The sequence below is a fragment of the Photorhabdus thracensis genome (genome assembly GCF_001010285.1).
In the GTDB taxonomy this organism is placed as follows: Bacteria; Pseudomonadota; Gammaproteobacteria; order Enterobacterales; family Enterobacteriaceae; genus Photorhabdus; species Photorhabdus temperata.
On the sequence record NZ_CP011104.1, the window covers coordinates 2,434,777 to 2,454,640 of the forward strand.

Annotated in this window: 19 protein-coding genes and 1 pseudogene; 6 read left to right on the forward strand and 14 right to left on the reverse strand. The window is 42.5% G+C overall.

The genetic code is table 11. The annotated features are described in order from the left end of the window. Positions 1-130: 130 nt before the first annotated feature. Entirely contained in the window at positions 131-382 is a 252-nt protein-coding gene (bhsA, locus tag VY86_RS10525) for a multiple stress resistance protein BhsA (protein ID WP_046974902.1), read from the forward strand. A gap of 123 nt (positions 383-505) precedes the next feature. Further along, entirely contained in the window at positions 506-937 is a 432-nt protein-coding gene (locus VY86_RS10530; RefSeq protein ID WP_023044253.1) for a YhbP family protein, read from the forward strand. Between the two features lie 2 nt (positions 938-939). Here VY86_RS10530 and nrdG read toward each other — a convergent pair whose 3' ends face one another. The 4 genes from nrdG to pyrI form a co-directional block, all read right to left on the reverse strand. After that, positions 940-1,404, reverse strand: a complete 465-nt coding sequence (nrdG, locus tag VY86_RS10535) for an anaerobic ribonucleoside-triphosphate reductase-activating protein (protein ID WP_046974903.1) — start codon at positions 1,402-1,404, stop codon at positions 940-942. Beyond that, positions 1,401-3,560 (reverse strand): anaerobic ribonucleoside-triphosphate reductase, encoded by a 2,160-nt coding sequence (gene nrdD, locus VY86_RS10540; protein WP_046974904.1) that lies wholly within the window; start codon positions 3,558-3,560, stop codon positions 1,401-1,403. Before nrdD ends, nrdG begins: the two co-directional genes overlap by 4 nt. A 256-nt stretch (positions 3,561-3,816) precedes the next feature. Beyond that, a complete protein-coding gene (ridA, locus tag VY86_RS10545) occupies positions 3,817-4,203 on the reverse strand; it encodes a 2-iminobutanoate/2-iminopropanoate deaminase (protein ID WP_046974905.1) in 387 nt (128 codons plus the stop codon). A gap of 92 nt (positions 4,204-4,295) precedes the next feature. Then, entirely contained in the window at positions 4,296-4,760 is a 465-nt protein-coding gene (pyrI, locus tag VY86_RS10550) for an aspartate carbamoyltransferase regulatory subunit (RefSeq protein WP_046974906.1), read from the reverse strand. 243 nt (positions 4,761-5,003) lie between these two features. On the opposite strand from pyrI, the gene VY86_RS10555 reads away from it, so the two are divergent. Beyond that, positions 5,004-5,777 carry a type IV toxin-antitoxin system AbiEi family antitoxin domain-containing protein gene (locus VY86_RS10555; protein WP_046974907.1) on the forward strand — a complete coding sequence of 258 codons (774 nt, stop codon included), beginning with the start codon at positions 5,004-5,006 and terminating at the stop codon, positions 5,775-5,777. Beyond that, positions 5,770-6,698, forward strand: a pseudogene (locus VY86_RS10560) (nucleotidyl transferase AbiEii/AbiGii toxin family protein). Before VY86_RS10555 ends, VY86_RS10560 begins: the two are co-directional and overlap by 8 nt. Before the next feature lie 753 nt (positions 6,699-7,451). Here the strand turns inward: VY86_RS10560 and pyrB are convergent. Both pyrB and argF read right to left on the reverse strand, forming a co-directional pair. Continuing rightward, positions 7,452-8,375: an aspartate carbamoyltransferase gene (gene pyrB, locus VY86_RS10565; RefSeq protein ID WP_046974908.1), complete on the reverse strand. Its 924-nt coding sequence runs from the start codon at positions 8,373-8,375 to the stop codon at positions 7,452-7,454. 312 nt (positions 8,376-8,687) lie between these two features. Continuing rightward, positions 8,688-9,704, reverse strand: coding sequence for an ornithine carbamoyltransferase (gene argF / locus VY86_RS10570; RefSeq protein ID WP_046974909.1), 1,017 nt, complete (start codon positions 9,702-9,704; stop codon positions 8,688-8,690). A 164-nt stretch (positions 9,705-9,868) separates the two neighbouring features. On the opposite strand from argF, the gene rraB reads away from it, so the two are divergent. After that, positions 9,869-10,285: a ribonuclease E inhibitor RraB gene (rraB, locus tag VY86_RS10575; protein ID WP_023045479.1), complete on the forward strand. Its 417-nt coding sequence runs from the start codon at positions 9,869-9,871 to the stop codon at positions 10,283-10,285. A gap of 115 nt (positions 10,286-10,400) precedes the next feature. Here the strand turns inward: rraB and VY86_RS10580 are convergent, their stop codons facing one another. After that, the gene (locus tag VY86_RS10580; RefSeq protein WP_046974910.1) at positions 10,401-10,604 is read right to left on the reverse strand and encodes a hypothetical protein; all 204 of its coding nucleotides are present in this window, start codon (positions 10,602-10,604) and stop codon (positions 10,401-10,403) included. Then, positions 10,595-11,071: an RHS repeat protein gene (locus VY86_RS10585; protein ID WP_046974911.1), complete on the reverse strand. Its 477-nt coding sequence runs from the start codon at positions 11,069-11,071 to the stop codon at positions 10,595-10,597. Before VY86_RS10585 ends, VY86_RS10580 begins: the two co-directional genes overlap by 10 nt. A gap of 588 nt (positions 11,072-11,659) precedes the next feature. Here VY86_RS10585 and VY86_RS10590 point away from each other — a divergent pair. Then, a complete protein-coding gene (locus VY86_RS10590) occupies positions 11,660-12,046 on the forward strand; it encodes a hypothetical protein (RefSeq protein WP_046974912.1) in 387 nt (128 codons plus the stop codon). Between the two features lie 42 nt (positions 12,047-12,088). Here VY86_RS10590 and VY86_RS10595 read toward each other — a convergent pair whose 3' ends face one another. The 6 genes from VY86_RS10595 to VY86_RS10620 form a co-directional block, all read right to left on the reverse strand. Beyond that, positions 12,089-12,862, reverse strand: coding sequence for an amino acid ABC transporter substrate-binding protein (locus VY86_RS10595; protein ID WP_046974913.1), 774 nt, complete (start codon positions 12,860-12,862; stop codon positions 12,089-12,091). A gap of 92 nt (positions 12,863-12,954) precedes the next feature. After that, positions 12,955-13,719 carry an amino acid ABC transporter ATP-binding protein gene (locus tag VY86_RS10600; protein WP_046974914.1) on the reverse strand — a complete coding sequence of 255 codons (765 nt, stop codon included), beginning with the start codon at positions 13,717-13,719 and terminating at the stop codon, positions 12,955-12,957. Then, positions 13,697-14,398, reverse strand: a complete 702-nt coding sequence (locus VY86_RS10605) for an amino acid ABC transporter permease (protein ID WP_046974915.1) — start codon at positions 14,396-14,398, stop codon at positions 13,697-13,699. The genes VY86_RS10600 and VY86_RS10605 overlap by 23 nt, the downstream gene beginning before the upstream one ends. Before the next feature lie 274 nt (positions 14,399-14,672). Then, the gene (locus VY86_RS10610) at positions 14,673-15,446 is read right to left on the reverse strand and encodes an amino acid ABC transporter substrate-binding protein (RefSeq protein ID WP_046974916.1); all 774 of its coding nucleotides are present in this window, start codon (positions 15,444-15,446) and stop codon (positions 14,673-14,675) included. A 259-nt stretch (positions 15,447-15,705) separates the two neighbouring features. After that, positions 15,706-16,746 carry an IS630-like element ISPlu16 family transposase gene (locus tag VY86_RS10615; protein ID WP_046974917.1) on the reverse strand — a complete coding sequence of 347 codons (1,041 nt, stop codon included), beginning with the start codon at positions 16,744-16,746 and terminating at the stop codon, positions 15,706-15,708. 215 nt (positions 16,747-16,961) lie between these two features. Next, the gene (locus tag VY86_RS10620; protein ID WP_046974918.1) at positions 16,962-19,859 is read right to left on the reverse strand and encodes a valine--tRNA ligase; all 2,898 of its coding nucleotides are present in this window, start codon (positions 19,857-19,859) and stop codon (positions 16,962-16,964) included. Positions 19,860-19,864 lie beyond the last annotated feature (5 nt).

Below are 19,864 nucleotides of genomic sequence, written 5' to 3' on the forward strand. Positions count from 1 at the left end.
GTGTTTTTATTCAAAAAAATTGAAATAAAATAGCAATAATTGCTAATTTTTATTCTGGCCGTTAGATCATACTATGATCCACATCACAGAGAGTAACTCATTCCATTAAAAATTGATCAAGGATCATGTTATGAAAAACGTAAAATATATCGCTGCTGCTTTGGCTTTAAGTGCTATCTCTTTTGGTAGTATGGCAGCAACAGAAGTTCAAACTACTTCACCTGCCAAGGTTGGCGTGGTTTCTGTAACCGGTGCTGATACCCTGGAAGGCTTGAGTGCCGAATTGTCCAAAAAAGCTGACAAAGCCGGCGCATCTTCTTTCCGTATTATCTCTACTAGCGGTAAGAACCAATTGTCAGGTGTTGCTGAAATCTATAACTAATTTATAGTAGAACACACTGAACCCTGACTTTGTCGGGAGATGTCAGAACACGCCGCAGGATGATGTTTATCCCGGCGTGGTTCTGGGTTTCCAGGCTAATAAAATCCTCCCATTGGAGGGAGTGTGAATACCACTGAAAACTTTCAGATTATCCGCCAATACCTCGCAAGACAGCACGTCTTCACGCTTTGCACAACAACAGAAAATGATATCTGGTGTGCAAGTTGTTTCTATGTTTTCGATGCCGAGAAAATAGCTTTTTGGTTTATGACTGAATCCCATACCCGTCATGGTGAAATGATGCAGATAAACTCACAGGTGGCAGGTACCGTTGCCGGGCAGATTCGTAATATCGTGCAGATAAAAGGTATTCAGTTCAAAGGGGAAGTCATTCGTCTGGAAGGAGAAGAAGATAAAGCTGCCAGAGCACGTTATTGCCGCCGCTTTCCTGTGGCAATTGCGGCTAAAACACCTGTTTGGCAACTGAATCTCAGTGAAATAAAAATGACTGATAACACGCTGGGATTTGGTAAGAAAATCTGCTGGCAGCGATAAAATTATCTCAGTCGATGAATAATCTGGTTGCGGCTGCCGCGCCATAATAAGCCGGGATCATAAAGATTCTGGATAAACTTGCCATCTACCAGCACATTAATATAGCTAACAACTTCTTGTTGGGCTTCGCTGAGCTCACTTAGTAAATAGCCGGTCCACAGCCAGATATCCTTTTCAGGGCACTCTGCTGTGACCTGTTTTACCAGTTTCAGGATCACGGATATGTTGTGTGGATGAAGAGGATCGCCACCAGACAGAGACAGCCCTTGCCGTTTAATGCGGCTATCCTGTAAATCAGCGACAATATGTTCTGCCATTTCCTGGGTAAATAGTTGGCCGGAGTTTGTTCGCCAGGTGTTTTTGTTATAGCAGCCGGGACATTGGTGCTCGCATCCGGCGACAAACAGCGTACAGCGGGTTCCGGGACCGTTAACCACATCAACCGGGTAATATTGGTGGTAATTCATTTTTTAGCCTGCTTGAATGCATCTAATTGCCCATTTGTCAGATGTTTTACTCTGCGTTTTACCTCTTCTTGCTTGCCTGAATTGAAGGGGCGAGCGTCAGGACTTCCCAGATAACCGCAGACACGGCGGGTTACCGATACCCTGGAGGGGGTATGATTGCCGCAACGGGGGCAGGTAAACCCTTTACTGGTGCAGGAGAATTCACCGGTAAATCCGCAGTCATAGCATTCGTCAATCGGGGTATTAGTCCCGTAATAAGGAATGTGTAAGTAGCTGTAATCCCAGACATCTTCCAGTGCTTTCAAATTATGTTGCAGATTAGGATATTCGCCGTAACAGATAAAACCGCCGTTTGTCAGTGGTGGATAAGATGCTTCAAAATCCAGTTTATCGTAAGGATTGGCCTTCTTTTCAACGTCAAGATGGAAACTGTTGGTGTAATAGCCTTTGTCTGTCACCCCTTCGATAACACCAAATTCAGCGGCATCAAGGCGGCAGAAACGATCACACAGGTTTTCACTTGGTGTGCTGTACAGGCTAAAACCATAACCCGTCTCTTTTTTCCATTGATCAGTTGCTTTCCGCAGATGGCTAACAATTGCGAGAGCCTTTACACGTAATTGCTGGTCATCAAATAGATGAATCTGATTGCCATACAATGCGTTAATGGTTTCATGAATGCCAATATAGCCCAGAGAGATAGAAGCCCGGCCATGTTTAAAGATTTCAGCGATATTATCATCGGCTTTCAGGCGAACCCCGCAAGCACCTTCCATATAAAGGATTGGAGCAACCCGTGCTTTGACACCTTCCAGACGGGCAATGCGAGTCATCAATGCTTGTTTTGCCAGTGCCAGACGCTTATCCAGCAATTGCCAGAAATGTTTTTCATCTTGTCTAGCTTCGATAGCAATCCGAGGCAGGTTTAAACTGATAACCCCCAAATTATTGCGGCCTTCATGAATTTGCTCACCATTTTCTTCATAAACACCGAGGAAACTGCGGCAGCCCATTGGGGTTTTAAAGGAGCCAGTGACTTTAACAACCTGATCGTAGTTAAGAATATCAGGATACATCCGCTTGCTGGCACATTTTAGAGCCAATTGTTTGATATCGTAGTTAGGGTTACCAAGCTTATGATTCAGGCCATCACGGATAGCAAATACCAGTTTGGGGAATACTGCCGTTTTGTGGTTCTTGCCCAACCCGGCAATACGGTTACGCAGAATAGATTGTTGGATTAGGCGGCACTCTTTTGAAGTACCCAGACCAAAACCAAAAGTGACAAAAGGTGTCTGTCCGTTGGCGGTATGCAGTGTATTAACTTCATATTCCAGTGACTGGAAAGCGTCGTAACACTCTTTTTCTGTCTGGGCTTCAGCGTAAGATTTTTTATCGGCAATATCCCACTCTCCAGCCACGGCCAAATGTTTGTCATAGCTGGCTTTAACGAATGGCGCCAATACTTCATCTATACGGTTAATCGTGGTACCGCCATAAATATGGCTGGCAACCTGGGCAATAATTTGAGCAGTTACCGCTGTTGCGGTTGCAATGGATTTGGGGGGCTCTATTTCAGCATTACCCATCTTGAACCCGTTGGTTAACATGCCTTTCAGGTCGATCAGCATACAGTTGAACATCGGGAAAAAGGGTGCATAGTCCAAATCGTGATAGTGGATTTCACCTCTTTCATGAGCCAGTACCACATCACGCGGCAGCATGTGCTGTTTGGCATAATGCTTGGCAACAATTCCTGCCAGCAGATCGCGTTGGGTTGGAATAACTTTACTGTCTTTATTCGCGTTTTCATTGAGCAGGGAAATATTGCTCTGTTCGACCAACCCCCTGATTTCCTGATTAAGGCGGCTGCGAGATTCCCGGGCAAGATCCCTGTCATGACGATATTCAATATAGAGACGGGCAAGGTGCTTATAGTTGCCTGCCATCAATTGGTTTTCTACCGCGTGCTGAATATTTCGTATATCAACTTGACTATGGTCAGCCATTAATTGCGTTACTGCGGATGCAACTTGAGCACAGTACTCATCATCTGTGACTCCAGCGGCAGAGGCGGCCTGTTTTACGGCATCTCTGATACGGATTTCATCAAATGGTACCTGACGACCATCTCGTTTTATCACAACAGTTTTCACAATATAACTCCTTGAGAATGTTATCCAAAGGTATAAGCCATTCCCGTTCTGATATTCAGCTTCAATAGAGGTGATGCTATATATGGTTTTTATTTTTATATTTAAGCACAATATGTAGTAAGTTGAAGTGAAATAATAACGACCTGATTTGATCTAACACAAAGAACAGGAAGCTATATCTGGGAGATGGGCAAAAGTAAAAAACCCTTGGTCAATGGGTGAACTGACCAAGGGTTGATAGGAAATGGAATCGGGATTATTTACGAACGGCGATAGCTTCGATTTCGATTTTAACGTCTTTTGGCAGACGGGCTACTTCAACACAGGAACGTGCTGGGAAAGCGGCATTGTGTTCTTTGAAGAATGCTTCATAAGTTGCGTTAACAGTGCCGAAGTCATTCAGATCTTTAACGAAAACAGTTGTTTTAACGATGTCGCCGACAGTCAGACTTGCTTTCTCAACGATAGCTTTAACGTTTTCCAGTGATTGACGAGCCTGGGCAGCGATATCTTCTGCGACATCACCTGTTTCTGGATTGACTGGAATCTGACCGGAAGTGATTACCATACTGCCCAGATCAACACCCTGAACATATGGGCCAATTGCAGCAGGGGCTTTCTCGGTATTAATCTCGTATGACATAGGTTCTCCTGTTAATTGTGATAACTGAATAAATATTTCACCAAAGGGACTATTATAGTGCCCGTACTTGCCTCAGCAACTGTATAGATTGTTTACTTGTTGAGTATCACCACATTGCGATCAAACTCTTTCTCGCAGTATTTGCAGGTCAATACCACATCTTCAAATGTGACTTTGACCCGAAAACTGCTTTCTACCGGCTCATTGTGGCTGATGCAATTGCTATTAGGACAGACTAACACGCTATCAATACGCTCAGGCAGGTTAATTGGCAGTTTCTTCACAACTTCATAGTCTTCAATACAGTTCACCGTTGCATTCGGCGCATACATAGCAAGCTGATTAGCTTGTTGTTCTGTCAGAAATGTGTTTTCGATTTTGATGAGATCTTTTTTACCTAACTGATTGGAAGGCAGGTTCAGGCCGATGGTAATGCGCTGATCGGTTTCAGTCAGCTTAAATAGAGAGAGTAACTTGAAACCTACCTGAGCTGGGATATGGTCAATCACCGTACCGCATTTAATGGCTTCGACTTGTAGTTGATGATCTTGGGTCATAGTGTTCTGTATGAATACATTTTAGTTTAGTGACAACTATTTCTGTATTCATCCTCCAGATATATTGTTAAGAATCGACACGTCTTCCATTTTAGGTGGTGCCATCCTGTTTATCCAGATAAGACGCAAGTAATTCAGTGTCATCCTACGGTGGTTATTCTATACATTGGCTTTAGCTGTCATAGCCATAAGGTGCTATATTTAGTTTAGTAATTTCATAAATTGTCAACCAAGAGGCCACATATGGCTAAACCTTTAAACTGGATATTAAACAATACTGCTCCAGGCCAAATTTTGCTCCAATCATGGCTGTCGGAACACGGTATTGATCGTAGTGTGTCTTGGAAGTATGTTCAAAATGGCTGGTTGGAAAGATTGGCTTTTGGTGTTTACTTCCGGACAGGGCGAACTCCTGATTGGGTGGATGCGGTACAGTGCCTTCAGGCACAATGGAATTCACAGGTTCATGTTGCTGGTTTAACAAGCCTGAATCAACAGGGCTTCTCACATTACCTCGAACTGCGTCGAACCCATGTGGGGCTATGTTTACCTACGAGAACATATCTTCCCGGTTGGCTAAACTATTTTAATAATATTAAGTGGTCAGCAATATCTGACCGTAGCTTGAATATTGAACTGGGGGATTTTCTCACGGATATCATGATTTCTGGGCGTACAATTAAATCGAGTTCAATGGAGCTTGCTGCTTATGAGATAGCGAACAGTGTGCCTAAGCTCATTACCTTCACTTATGCTGATGAGCTATTTCAAGGTTTATCTAGTCTCAGTCCGAGAAAACTACAAAAGATTTTGTCTTCAAGCCAATCGATACGGACTAACCGTGTGTTCCTTTTTCTGGCTCATCATAACCGTCACATTTGGGCTTCACGTCTTAATGAAACCGAAATCAAGCTGGGTACGGGCAATCGACAGGTTGAGGTAGGAGGTAAGTTGGATACCACCTACAAAATAACTGCTCCCAGTAAGTTCATAGATAAAGAGTGTTTTCATGGATAGTCATATTTCGCAATATCGAGAACAAGTTAGATTGTTGATTAATTCATTGCCGCAGGTGGCTAAGGAGAAATGCTTTGCCCTTAAGGGAGGCACGGCTATCAATCTATTCGTAATGGATTTTCCTCGGTTATCGGTAGATATCGACCTCGCTTATGTACCGGTATCAGACCGTACTACTGACCTTAAGGCCATATCAGAAGCGCTGGATCGCATCGTCACAGACTTGAATACAAAAGCTGGTATCCGGGCCGAAAAGTTGCGGGGCCAGGGAGAAGAGATTCGTATCCACGTTTACTCGCGTGAGACGATGATAAAAATAGAGGTGAATCATGTTTGGCGTGGTTTATTGATAAATCCAAGTGAACTTGAAGTGTCAGAAAGAGTTGAGGATGAATTTGGTTTTGCTGCTATTAATGTTGTGTCTCGGCCAGATCTCATGGTGGGAAGGTCTGCGCTGCTTTGGATCGACAACATCCGCGCGACTTTTTTGATATCAAAATGCTTATGGATTCTACTGGTATCGCATCGGATATTTATTACGGATTTTTGGCGTATTTGCTGGGGCATAATCGTCCTATGGCTGATCTGCTCAATCCAAACTGGAAAAACAATACAAAGATCTTCGAAACCGAGTTTCAGGGTATGACAAGGCAGGATTTTTCATTAGATGAGCTGAACACTATTCCACAGCAGATGTTAGCAGAACTGAAAAGGCATTTCACTCAGCAAGATTTTGCTTTCCTGATATCGTATAAGCAGTTAGAACCTGAGTGGAGACTATTCCCCTATAATATTGAGCATCTGCCAGCTATACGTTGGAAACAACGTAACCTCCGACAATTGAAGGAAAAGAACCCGGAGAAATGGGCCGCTTCTGTGGAGAAACTCAAAGTAACATTGCTCTGTAATTGGCTGAATTAGTTTGTATATTCCACTATTTGTGGCTTTAAAGGCCACAAATGTCATATAAATTAAACTGATGGGCAACTGTCAGTGTGCCTTTAACGTTAGATTACTGATCCTGCCGTTGATAAAAGTGTGAAGGTAATACCTGATTCATGAGTTGGTGTATTCTCCTAAAAATCCTAATATCTTGGTACATTCCCTTCTAAGAGCCTATCCCAGTAGGCGTAATTGTTGCAGGCTGCTCTTATGAATGAACAGTGAGCATAGGCAGTGTTCAGAAAATCGTGGCGTATACAGAGTACGTGAGGAGTGATTCGCTCTTTTTGACAAAGTGGTAAATAAAATAGCCCTAATGGGATGGGCTCTTAGTCGGACCTATTATGGTTATTGGCACAGTAGGATATGTGATTGGTAACTATGTTGGAGCTATTGTTTATTTTATTGTTATAGAAATTATGTGAAATTAATTATAATACTTTGAGAATAATATTAATAACTTATCTCATCAGGTTATATTATTTGCCATTCTTTGTACTAAAGAACCGAGCCGGGCAGTACTGAGACAAAAGTAATCGCTTTTGAACACACTTTTTAGTAGTGCCCAAGCATACTGTCGTCTTGCTCACGAATGGGCAAGACGTATTTTGGTATCAGATTAAGTTTGTCTTCGATACCGAAGGTGAGTAAACAGACTTCTTAATCGCTATTTCAAAAGAGAATAATAACGGGTTATATTTACGGATATAAAAAATACTTTCTTTATTTTAATCATTCATTTAAAACTAAAGACAATAGTGCCTGACGGGCATAAATACCATTTTCCGCCTGTTGAAAATAATAGGCATAGGGGGTTTTATCCACATCAACAGAAATTTCATCAATACGTGGCAATGGATGCAAAATTTTGAGGTTCTCTTTCGCGCCTGTCAGATCGGCGGCACGCAGAACAAATTGCGCTTTTACATTGGCGTATTCTGATGGATCAAGGCGCTCTTTTTGCACACGAGTCATATAAAGGATGTCTAGTTCCGGTAACACTTCTTCTATGTTGGTATGCAGGCTGTAAGTTGCCCTTTTTTCATTCAGCATATGAAGAATATGATTTGGCATTGCCAATGCTTCCGGGGCGATAAAATAAAAATGGTTGCCATTAAATTTCGCCAACGCTTGTGACAGTGAATGAACCGTGCGGCCATATTTCAGGTCACCAACCATAGCAATATTTAGACTATCCAGCCGTTGCTGAGTTTCTTGAATAGTGAACAGATCCAGCAAGGTTTGAGTTGGATGTTGGTTAGCCCCGTCACCGGCATTGATAATCGGAGTATGACCGGAAAATTCGGAGGCTAGGCGCGGGGAACCTTCCTGCGGGTGGCGCATCACGATAGCATCAACATATTGGCTGATAACGGAAATAGTATCTGCCAGTGTTTCCCCTTTCTTACCCAGAGAAGTGTTGCTGCTGTCTGAAAAGCCAACCACGGAAGCACCAAGGCGGTGGATTGCGGTTTCAAAAGAGAGGCGGGTACGGGTAGAGGCTTCAAAGAAACAGCTGGCGATAACCTTGTGTTTCAGCAATTCAGGCTGTGGTCTGGTTTTCAGTGTGGCAGCGGTTCGCAACACCAATTCCAGATCTTCGCGGCTCAGATCATTTATTGAGATGATATGTTTGCGATATAACGGATTAGCCATTTTTCACTCTCCTCTAATGCTGACATCCGGGGTGGTGATCATCAATTGATTACCGGGCAAAAAAAAGCCCCTCATCGAGGGGCATTAAATAATTGGTTTAGCAACGGGAAAAACAATGATTGCTGGCTGCCTTCAGGCAGTTGCACCCGTACTTTAGCTTGATGAAAAGAGGTGCTGTTTTTCATAATTTCTCCCGGCAAATTGTGGCGCATTATACTCGTGAAAAATCTCACAGCAAGCGTTTGCCTGAAGAAAAATGATATTGGCAGGAGCACCTCTTTACGGACATATTCCCGCGGATATCATAAGTGACTAGATTTTAAGATCACTTGCCAGTGTCGCTACCATTACCGCTTTAATGGTATGCAGACGATTTTCTGCTTGATCAAACACAATGCTATGCTCTGACTCAAAAACTTCATTGGTGACTTCCAGCCCTCCATACATATTAAATTCAGCGGCGAGTTGCTTGCCTAACGTCGTTTCTTCATCATGGAATGCGGGCAGGCAGTGCAGGAATTTTACCTGTGGGTTGCCTGTCATTTTCACCACATCCATATTCACCTGATAAGGTTTTAATAGGTTAACCCGTTGTTGCCAAACTTCTTTTGGCTCTCCCATAGAAACCCAGACATCGGTATAAAGAAAATCAGCGTCTTTAACCCCCTCAGGGACATTTTCGGTTAGCGTAATTTTCCCGCCTGTTTTTTCGGCCAGTTTCTGACATTCAGCAACCAGTGTTGCATCTGGCCAGTACTGTTCAGGAGCAATTAACCGAACATCCATGCCTGTCAATGCCGCGGCTTCCAACATGGTATTACCCATATTGTTACGAGCATCCCCCAAGTAGGCGAATTTGATTTCTGATAGCGGTTTCTCTGATTGGTGCTCCTGAATAGTCAGCAAATCTGCCAGTAACTGAGTAGGGTGAAATTCATCCGTTAGCCCATTCCATACAGGAATATCTGCATATTCTGCCAGGGCTTCAACCACTTTCTGAGCATAGCCGCGATATTGAATACCGTCATACATGCGGCCAAGTATACGGGCGGTATCCTTAATTGATTCTTTATGACCAATCTGGCTACCACTGGAACCAAGATAGGTGATATTTGCCCCCTGATCGTAAGCGGCTACTTCAAATGAACATCGGGTGCGGGTGGAGTCTTTTTCAAAAATCAGCACAATATTTTTACCTGTTAGCCAGGCTTTTTCTGTGCCGGATTTTTTAGTCGATTTTAATTCAGCCGCCAGTTTTAGGAGGACATGGATTTCTGCTGAGGAAAAATCAAGCAGTCTTAGGAAATTACGTTGATAGAATGGATTCATTGTTGGATATCTCCACATTTATTTCTTGCATTTAAATTCAATTTATATCTATAAAAATTCAATTTCAACTCAGTGTTAGATTTCTTTGATGTAAACAGTGGTTAGCCTGCTTGTGGTGTGGGAGAATGAACGTTGGGACGGCCAACTGATTGAGGGTATTGGGTATGGCAAATCAAAAAGACTTAGAAGAACAACGCGAAGAAACGCGCCTTATTATTGAAGAATTACTGGAAGATGGTAGTGATCCAGATGCGCTTTATGCCATTGAACACCACTTTTCTGCGGAAGATTTTAATCTGTTGGAAAAGGCGGCAGTTGAAGCCTTTAAGCTGGGTTATGAAGTGACTGACGCGGAAGAATTGGAAATCGAAGATGGTTCTATTCTGATGTGTTGTGATGTCATTAGCGAATGTGGGTTGAATGCTGAATTGATCGATGCTCAGGTTGAACAACTGGTAAATCTGGCTCAGAAGATGGGTGTTAATTATGACGGCTGGGGCACTTATTTCGAAGATCCTGATGAGCAAGATGAAGACGGCGAAGATGATTTGCCAGAGCAGGGTGAGACCAGACTTCATTAATAAAATCAGTTCGTTATAAATCTTGTGCTAGCCCTGGTTGTGGCTGATGCATGTAATTCAAAATAAAATAGTCCTTATATGCTTTTGCGAATAAGGACTATTGTATTTTAGTGGATTATCTTATCAAACCATGTTCTCTGACCTTTGAAAGAATCGTCCCTCTTCTGATTTGGTTTGCCTCATTGACTTCCCGCTTTAATTCTTGTCCCAGCTCATTAGAAACCAGATCTTTATGTTTTTCTGCGAGTTCTCCTAACTCTTCTGCGGTATGAACAACGCCGGTCACTTTCCATGCCAGAGACAGGCCTTTTAATGCCACTTTAGCCACTGGATGTGGTGTAATTGCTGCTGCTGTATCTCGCGGCCGGTTGCTGACCAGGTAAGAGACCGCACAATAACTTTTTCGGATTGGCCTTTTAGCGTTAACCAACTCCCTTTCAGTTGGCCTGCCACGTCATAAGCCAGCCGTTGTACATTTCCCTTCGCATCGATCTGGGTTAGCAGAGCACCAATGGCATCGGTTTTATTTTGAGTCGTGAGTATATTGTCATTCAGTTTTGTCCGCCTATTATTTTCATCGTCGCTGCGCCAGTCAGCTTCCTGATCGTCGGCTATCAGCTGACGGGATTGCGATAAAATGGTTCCTGTCAGGGAAAGGCTTTCCAGTTGTACCAGCCCCGCAGTGTCATAATGGCGTACACATTGTCCGGCGAGATTTTGGTTTTTCTCCGCATCTGAATGACTTGCCCAGATAAGGCGTTCTGTGATTTTCTCGCTTTCTTGCACCAACTCGGTGACGGTGAGTCAGCGGCCGGGCAGGGTGTTATCTTCATAGTGATTGGTTTGACGAACACCTATTGCATTGATGTTTAGTACTGGGCGTCCTTCGATATCGTTCAATGTAATGGTCCGGCCAGCATCAATACTTTCTTCACGCAGTGTGTTGCCAACCAGATTAAAGACACGAGTAAAGTTCCAACTAAATGATATTGAATGGGGTTAATTTAAAGTTGTTTTTGGGTATATGTTAAAGATTTGTTTTATCATTGAGTATGTTTTTGATATTACAGATTTATTTCCGGATGTTTAAATAAAGTATATAAGGCACTTTGGTTGTTCTTTATATTAACTCTCTGATGTGAAATAAATTAAGATTAATTATTGCAATTGTCTATAATATAGGTATTGGTAAAGGATGTAAAGAATTCTAATTTATTAACCGAAGAAAATAATTCAGTTTTATAATTGGTTTTCCTAACACATTGATATTGTTTGGCATGATTTTACTCTATATTAGTAAGTTAATAGTAATATCATATATATTAACATTAATTACCTTAGGAAAATAACATTAACTTAAAAAAGGTGTTTCAAATGGCTAGCGTAACTCATATTAGGAAAATTATTAATGATACTCCCAGAAAAATCTATATTGTGGAAGGTCAAAATAATGGCAGGACTCATACTATTAACGCTAATTCTGGATTGATAAGTAACATTAAGGTGCCATGGATTGGGAATCAAGAGGAGAGTAATAAGGCTATCCGTATAACGATAGTGGGTGAACCAAGCACCGCGATTATTTGGGTTTTTCAAGATTATTGGAATCCTCCTCATAAGGATCAAATGAAATATTATAAAGGAGAGAATTTTAGCTATGCAAATGCAAAGAATATAGAAGGGCCAAGTTCAGGAGGCGGGAATAAAACTTTGCGTTTCTATATAGATAATAATCAGGTGTTGAAATTCAAAATAATTTAATGAAGAGAAAACCGCCTCTTGCAAAAAGAGGCGGTTATTTTCTTATTTAGAAACGTCGGTGCCAAAATATTGAGTAGAAATACGCAAATAAGTGCCATCAGCTTTGATATCGGCTAACGCTTTATCGATAGCAGCTTGTAATTCTGGTTCGCCTTTTCGTATTAGAATACCGACTTGATCACCATTGGGTTCAGTTGCGACAATTTTTACCGGTGCATTAGGTTTGTGTTTCTTGAAATCCAGATAGGAGAGATTATCGTTGATAGTAGCATCGGCTCTGCCTGTAGCAACCAAATCAATTGACTGATTAAATCCTTCAGTGGGGACGATTTCTGCGCCGTGACGTTTTGCTAACTGAGCGTAATTGCTGGTCAAGCTGTGGCTTGATGTTTTACCTTTCAGGTCGTTGAACGTTTTAATACTGTCATTATTTTTGCGGGTGATAAGTACGGCTTTAGAGATAATATAAGGCGCGGAAAAGTCATATTTCTTTTTACGCTCTGGCGTAATAGCGACTTGATTAATTACTGCGTCATAGCGTTTGGCATCAAGTCCGGCAATAAGCCCATCCCATTTTCCTTCAGTGAATTCCGCTTTGACATTCAGACGGCGTGCGATTTCGCGACCAATATCAACATCAAAGCCGGTTAAGGTTCCTGAAGCATCGTGATAGGTAAATGGCGGATAGGTTCCTTCGGTAGCGATTTTAAACACGCCGGCTGATTTAATGTTATTAAGACCAGACTCTGCACTGGCAGAATATGCAATGCCAAATTGAATGACGCCAGCCAATAATACGGTAAGGAATGCTTTCATTTTATTTCTCCAAACTGTCAGAAAATTTATTTAATCGTAATTGACTTGATGGATTCAAAGCGCAATTACGGCAAGGTATTTTTAACGGTGGGTTATATCTCCCAATCCGGTAAGGTATTCGTTAAAGTTGAAACAAATTCAACTGTCCGCTGCTTGAGGGCACGGGTAAAGATCGTTTTCGACGTCCCCGATTCAACAATTTCGCCAGATTCTAAAAATATGACGTTGTAGGCAAGATTAGCTGCCAGACGCAGATCGTGTGTTGCCATCAACATCGTCGTTCCTTCTTTAGCCAACTGTTTCAATACAGCAACCACTTCCAGCGATAATTCCGGATCAAGCGCGGAAGTTGGTTCATCACACAATAACACTTTGGGGGAAGGTGCCAGCGCCCTGGCAATTGCTACACGCTGTTGCTGACCACCGGATAGTGTGGCAGGCAAGACATCGGCTTTGTGTGACATACCAACCTTTTCCAGTAGCTCAAGCACCCGCTTTTTAGCCTTTTCAGGCGACCATTTCTGTACCCAAATAAGCCCTTCCATAATGTTTTCAATCACCGTCAGATGAGGGAAAAGCTGAAAATTTTGAAACACCATGCCGGTTTGCTGGCGGATCCGTTGTATATCCTTATGGGCAATGCGCTCTTTACCGATGAAGGTCATGCTTTCACTGCCGATTTGGAGTTTCCCGGCCTGGGGAATTTCTAATAAATTGATGCAGCGTAACAGCGTGCTTTTGCCACTTCCTGATGGGCCAATCAGGGCGGTAAGACTGCCTTCCTCAATGGTAAGATCGATATTTTTCAGGACTTTTTGTCCGTCAAAACTTTTTTCAATGCCGGAGAGCTGAATCATCTTTTAATTCCTTTGTATCACTCTGTTGTGAAAACTTCTTTTCCAGACGAGTTTGCAATGATGACAATACTGAACTGATTATCAGATAAAGTATTGCAGCCTCGGTATAAAGAATGAGGGGTTGATAAGTCACCGCAGCAATACGTTGTGCAGCAAGGAAAAGCTCCGGTACGGTAATGACTGAGGCTAATGAAGTATCTTTCACCAGAGAAATAAATGTGTTTGAGAGTGGCGGAATAGCGATTCTCGCAGCTTGAGGCAGAATGATCCGGCGTAATGATTGTGTCCAGCTCATACCAATAGAATAAGCCGCTTCCCATTGTCCTTTTGGCACAGACAATAAAGTGGCGCGAATCACCTCAGATGTATAGGCGCCAATATTCAGAGTGAAACCAATAACGGCTGAGGTAAATGCGCCCAGCGTAATACCGACGCTGGGTAAGGCATAAAAAATTAGAAACAGTTGTACAAGTAACGGTGTACCACGGATCAGCCATACGTAGAATTTGACGACAGCAATAAGTGGTTTTGGCCCGTAAAGCCGGATTAGTGCAACGATAAACCCAAGTATGATACCAAGAGTAAAGGTAATAAGCGTCAGCGGAATAGTGAAAGTAAAGCCTGCATAAAGCATAGGCCAAAAAGAATCGAGTACTAAATTAAACCAGGATGGCTCCATATACTTTCCCTATTGTGTAATATAAAAATATATTTATTTTTATGAGATTGTTTTAAATATCATATGGCAAGCTGGGAGTTTATATATATAAAATAAAGTTATATCATATTGTCATTTTAGATATATCAAAGAATTTGTATAAATCAATCTATTTCATGTTTGATGAAAATATTTCCTGATTCTTCAATTCAACTGGATTAACGATAAAGTTCCCTGGTCAGAATTTGTATCCAACGTTGAGGGAACTGGTGTATTTGAGTAAGGTATGCTTCACTTATTTGGGAGTATTGTCGCCAAAGTATTGAGCCCAGATGCGCTGATAGGTGCCATCGGCTTTGATATCAACGATTGCTTTATCAATAGCCGTTTTTAGTTCTGATTCGCCTTGGCGGAGTAAAATTGCTGTCTGCCCTGCGTTTGGATCAGACGCAACAATTTTCACCGGTGCATTTGGCTTGTGCTTCTTATAGTCCAGATAAGAGAGGCTATCGTTGATAGTGGCATCGGCTCTACCGGTACTGACCAGTTCGATTTCCTGGCTAAATCCATTCGTGCCGATGATTTCCGCACCATTATTTCTCGCTATCTGAGCGAAGTTGTTGGTCAGAGTATGTGCTGAGGTTTTGCCTTTCAAGTCACTGAATGTTTTTATGCTGTTGTTATTTTTATTGGTGATAAGTACGGCTTGAGATGTGATATATGGAATAGAAAAATCATATTTTTTCTGGCGTTCAGGGGTAATTGCAATTTGATTAATAACAGCGTCGGAACGTCCGGCATCCAGCCCGGCAATAAGACCATCCCATTTTCCTTCAATAAATGTCGGTTTGACATTTAACCGATGGGCAATTTCACGACCGATATCGACATCAAAACCAGTCAAAGAACCTGACGCGTCGCGATAGGTAAAGGGAGGGTAAGCCCCTTCAGTTGCAATTCTGAATATGCCGGTGGATTGAATCTTATCAAGCGTTGATTCTGCATTAGCAGAATGTACAAGACCAAATTGAACAGTACTTGCCAATAACAGGGTAAAAATTATTTTCATTTTATTTCTCCAGATTATTAGAGTTATTAAATTATAATTTGATGTTTTACTGGTAATAATATATTTATTTGTGTGATTTTATTCCAGATATAATATGAGAAATTTAATGATTTATATATAAAATAAAATTATATCATATTGTAATTTCAGATATATAAATGTGAAAAATTAATAAAATAAATATTTATTATATGTGTAATTATTAATGAAATAGATGTTATTATTTTCAATATATTTGATGATGTTTATAAATAAGATTTCATAATTGTGCTACACCCATTTTTTGTCTTCCTGGCTTTTGCTGTGATGAAAACGATGCCAAAAAGGCATCAACATAATTCAGTAACTGCCACATAAATTGACAACAATGATTTCGCGTTATTGTCTCATGGAGCGATTGCCATAACCGTTCTATTTTATTTAGCCCCGGTAAATAGACCGGTAAAAACAACAGGGTAAATTTTGGATGTCGTGCCAGCCAGTCCTTTACCTTCTGACTTTTATGAATACAGTAGTTATCTAAGATTAATGTGAGGGTTTCCGCATGGGGATATTGATGATTCAGTTCATCTAACATTTTGATAAATAAATCAGAATTCTTTTTTATTCCTTTAACATAGGTGATTTGCTCTGTTTGGGCATTAAGGCAGCCCGCAAGGTAATGTTTTTCGTTTTTTCCCGGGGTGATAACCCGTTTTTGTTGTCCTTTGAAGCACCAGTCCGCGCCGATTTTCGGGTTTAAATCAATATCCACCTCATCTTCATAAAAAACGGGATGTTTTTCTGAAATGTTCGCTTTGGCTTCCGCGATCTTTGCCATTTTCTCATCGTATTCGGGATCAGGTTGTTTCACTGTGGGTGCCGCTCTACGCCAGACAATCCCCACCTGAGCAAAGTAACGATAAAGGACATTTTGCGTCAGAGAGAGGTTGAGTAATTCATTGAGGGTATGAGTCATGAGTTCAAGGCTCCAGCGAGAGCGGAGATAGCCTAACTTTTGGGGGGATTGCTGTAATAAGAAAAGTAAGAGGTTATAGAGTGGGGAGAGATCCCAGACAACAGGTCGGCCAACGGGTAAACTTTCGAGTCCTTCCAGCCCATATAATGTAAACCACTGAACCCAACGATTGACGGAAGAGCGTGCGGCATGAAGGGTCTTGGCGACATAAGTCACTGTCAATCCTTCATTGAGCATCAATAACGCCGTTAATCGACGGGAATAGTTCTTATCACGGGTTTTATGGATAAGTTTTCTCATTTTCTGGCATTCATCTTGAGGTATAGGTGCTATGATAGGCATCACTCAGTCCGTGTTGGGGTTTGGGATTTTTCGCAATTGATCAGATCGCAAAAATCGGACTGAGTTCCCTCCAAGTGATCTATTATTTTGAAAAGTTATTTATAGAATGACCTGGATTTACACTTTTTTATAAATTTTATCGTTTACGTTTTGAATTAAAAAGCCACTGACAACGAATTGCAGTGGCTTTGATGAAAATTTACTTGTTGAGAATATTACAGCGCAGCAATGGTTTCCTTCTGAGCTAACAGCTTCTCTTTTGATGCATTACAGGTTGCCAGGCGTTCACGCTCTTTAGTAACAACGGCTTCGGGCGCCCGGCTGACAAAGCCTTCATTCAACAGTTTACCTTCAATGCTGCCAATCTCTTTATCCAGCTTCTCAATCTCTTTATCCAAACGGCTCAACTCGGCTTGTTTATCGACTAAGCCCGCCATTGGGATTAACACCTCTGCGCCATTAATCAGCTTGGTCACAGAAACCGGAGCTTCTTCACCAGCAGACAGAATAGTGACAGAAGAGAGGCGGCCCATTGCCTGAATAAAATTCAGATTTTCTGCTACACGACGTTGCGCGCCAGCATCAGCATTACGCAGCAGAACTTCCAGTGGTTTGCCTGGCGCGATGTTCATTTCAGCACGGATATTACGTACTGCAATAATCGCTTCTTTAATCCATTCCAGATCGGTCAGGGCCAATTCATCCGCTTTCGTCTGATCAAATTCTGGGAACGGTTGCAACATAATGGTATCTGCTTCAATCCCCTTAACCACTTTCACCCGCTGCCAAATGGTTTCGGTGATAAATGGAATAATAGGATGAGCCAGGCGCAATAACCCTTCCAGAACTTCAATCAATGTATGACGGGCACCACGAACTTCTGCTTCTGAACCTTTGTTGATCGCTGGTTTAGACAGCTCCAGATACCAGTCACAGAACTGATTCCAGGTGAATTCATAAAGAATATTGGCAGCCATATCAAAACGATAGGTATCCAGTGCTTCACGATAGGTTTTTACTGTCTGGTTAAATTCAGCCAGGATCCAGCGATCAGCCAGTGACAGCACCATTTTGCCGCCATTTTGGCCGCAATCCTGACCTTCCGTATTCATCAGAACAAAACGGCTGGCGTTCCACAGTTTGTTACAGAAGTTACGATAACCTTGCAGACGTTTCATATCCCAGTTGATATCACGGCCTGTAGAAGCCAATGCCGCCAGTGTAAAGCGCAAGGCATCGGTACCGTGAGATTCAATACCCGTCGGGAATTGCTTCTCTGTGCGCTTACGGATTTTTTCAGCCAGTTGTGGCTGCATCATATTACCGGTACGTTTTTCCAGCAGGTCTTCCAGGGAAATACCGTCAACCATATCCAGCGGGTCAATGACATTTCCTTTGGATTTGGACATCTTCTGGCCTTCGTCATCCCGGATAAGGCCAGTCATGTAGACGGTCTTAAATGGAACCTGAGGTTTGCCATTTTCATCTTTGATGAAATGCATGGTCATCATGATCATACGGGCAATCCAGAAGAAGATGATATCAAAGCCACTCACCAACACGTCCGTTGGATGGAAAGTCTTCAGTGCTTCAGTTTGTTCTGGCCAGCCAAGAGTAGAAAAAGTCCACAGACCGGAAGAGAACCAAGTATCCAGGACATCTTCATCCTGGTTTAGGGCGACATCTGTACCCAGATTATTTTCACGACGTACTTCTTCTTCGTTGCGGCCTACATAGACATTACCTTCAGCGTCATACCACGCCGGGATACGGTGGCCCCACCACAATTGACGGGAGATACACCAGTCTTGAATGTCGCGCATCCAGGAGTAATACATATTTTCATACTGCTTAGGTACGAACTGGATATCGCCATTTTCAACGGCTTCAATAGCCACTTTCGCCAGTGGCGCTGTACGGACATACCACTGATCAGTCAGCATTGGCTCAATAACCACACCGCCACGATCGCCATAAGGAACGGTCAGATCATGAGCTTTGATTTCGACCAACAGACCCAGTTTTTCAAACTCAGCAACCATCGCTTTACGGGCGGCAAAACGCTCCACGCCCTGGTATTCAGCCGGAATATCAGAACGGTAAGCATCAGAAATTTCGCCATTGGTATCGAAAACTTCTGCTTCATTACGGATATTGCCATCAAGTGTCATGATATTGATCATTGGCAGAGCATGGCGTTTACCCACTTCATAGTCATTGAAGTCATGGGCTGGTGTGATTTTCACGCAACCGGTGCCTTTTTCCATATCCGCGTGTTCATCACCGACAATAGGAATGCGGCGGTTAACCAATGGCAGAATGATCTCTTTGCCGATTAAATCCTTATAACGCGGATCTTCCGGGTTAACGGCTACGCCGGTATCGCCCAGCATAGTTTCAGGCCGGGTAGTTGCAACGATCAGATAATTTTTACCTTCTGCGGTTGTTACGCCGTCAGCCAGCGGATAACGCAGATGCCACATAGAACCTTTAACTTCCCGGTTTTCAACTTCCAGATCAGAAATTGCAGTGTGCAGTTTCGGGTCCCAGTTAACCAGACGTTTGCCCCGGTAAATCAGGTTTTCTTTATATAAACGGACAAAAGCTTCTTTTACGGCGTTGGACAGACCTTCATCCATGGTAAAACGTTCACGCTCCCAGTCAACAGAGTTACCCAGACGGCGCATCTGATTGGTAATCGTGCCGCCGGACTCTGCTTTCCACTGCCAGATTTTATCGATAAAAGCATCGCGGCCATAATCGTGACGGGTTTTGCCTTCTTCTGCTGCGATCTTACGTTCAACTACCATTTGAGTAGCAATACCGGCATGGTCAGTACCAGATTGCCACAAGGTGTTTTTACCCTGCATCCGCTGATAACGGATCATCGTATCCATAATGGTTTGCTGGAACGCATGGCCCATATGCAGACTGCCAGTTACATTTGGTGGCGGGATAACAATGCAGAAGCTTTCGCGGCTGGTGTCACCATTAGGTTTGAAATAACCACTTTTCTCCCAATGGGTATAAAGAGGCTGCTCAATTTCTTTAGGATTGTAAGTTTTATCGAGAGATGGCTCGGATTGCGTTTGGTTAGCGGGTGTTTTTTCCATTTTAT

Bases quoted from the DNA above. Each gene is read 5' to 3' on its own strand.
- VY86_RS10615 (WP_046974917.1), bottom strand. From the start codon at position 16,746: ATGCCTATCATAGCACCTATACCTCAAGATGAATGCCAGAAAATGAGA.
- VY86_RS10590 (WP_046974912.1), top strand. From the start codon at position 11,660: ATGGCTAGCGTAACTCATATTAGGAAAATTATTAATGATACTCCCAGA.
- argF (WP_046974909.1), bottom strand. From the start codon at position 9,704: ATGAATCCATTCTATCAACGTAATTTCCTAAGACTGCTTGATTTTTCC.
- VY86_RS10620 (WP_046974918.1), bottom strand. From the start codon at position 19,859: ATGGAAAAAACACCCGCTAACCAAACGCAATCCGAGCCATCTCTCGAT.
- VY86_RS10595 (WP_046974913.1), bottom strand. From the start codon at position 12,862: ATGAAAGCATTCCTTACCGTATTATTGGCTGGCGTCATTCAATTTGGC.
- nrdG (WP_046974903.1), bottom strand. From the start codon at position 1,404: ATGAATTACCACCAATATTACCCGGTTGATGTGGTTAACGGTCCCGGA.
- rraB (WP_023045479.1), top strand. From the start codon at position 9,869: ATGGCAAATCAAAAAGACTTAGAAGAACAACGCGAAGAAACGCGCCTT.
- pyrI (WP_046974906.1), bottom strand. From the start codon at position 4,760: ATGACCCAAGATCATCAACTACAAGTCGAAGCCATTAAATGCGGTACG.
- bhsA (WP_046974902.1), top strand. From the start codon at position 131: ATGAAAAACGTAAAATATATCGCTGCTGCTTTGGCTTTAAGTGCTATC.
- pyrB (WP_046974908.1), bottom strand. From the start codon at position 8,375: ATGGCTAATCCGTTATATCGCAAACATATCATCTCAATAAATGATCTG.
- VY86_RS10600 (WP_046974914.1), bottom strand. From the start codon at position 13,719: ATGATTCAGCTCTCCGGCATTGAAAAAAGTTTTGACGGACAAAAAGTC.
- VY86_RS10610 (WP_046974916.1), bottom strand. From the start codon at position 15,446: ATGAAAATAATTTTTACCCTGTTATTGGCAAGTACTGTTCAATTTGGT.
- ridA (WP_046974905.1), bottom strand. From the start codon at position 4,203: ATGTCATACGAGATTAATACCGAGAAAGCCCCTGCTGCAATTGGCCCA.
- VY86_RS10605 (WP_046974915.1), bottom strand. From the start codon at position 14,398: ATGGAGCCATCCTGGTTTAATTTAGTACTCGATTCTTTTTGGCCTATG.
- VY86_RS10555 (WP_046974907.1), top strand. From the start codon at position 5,004: ATGGCTAAACCTTTAAACTGGATATTAAACAATACTGCTCCAGGCCAA.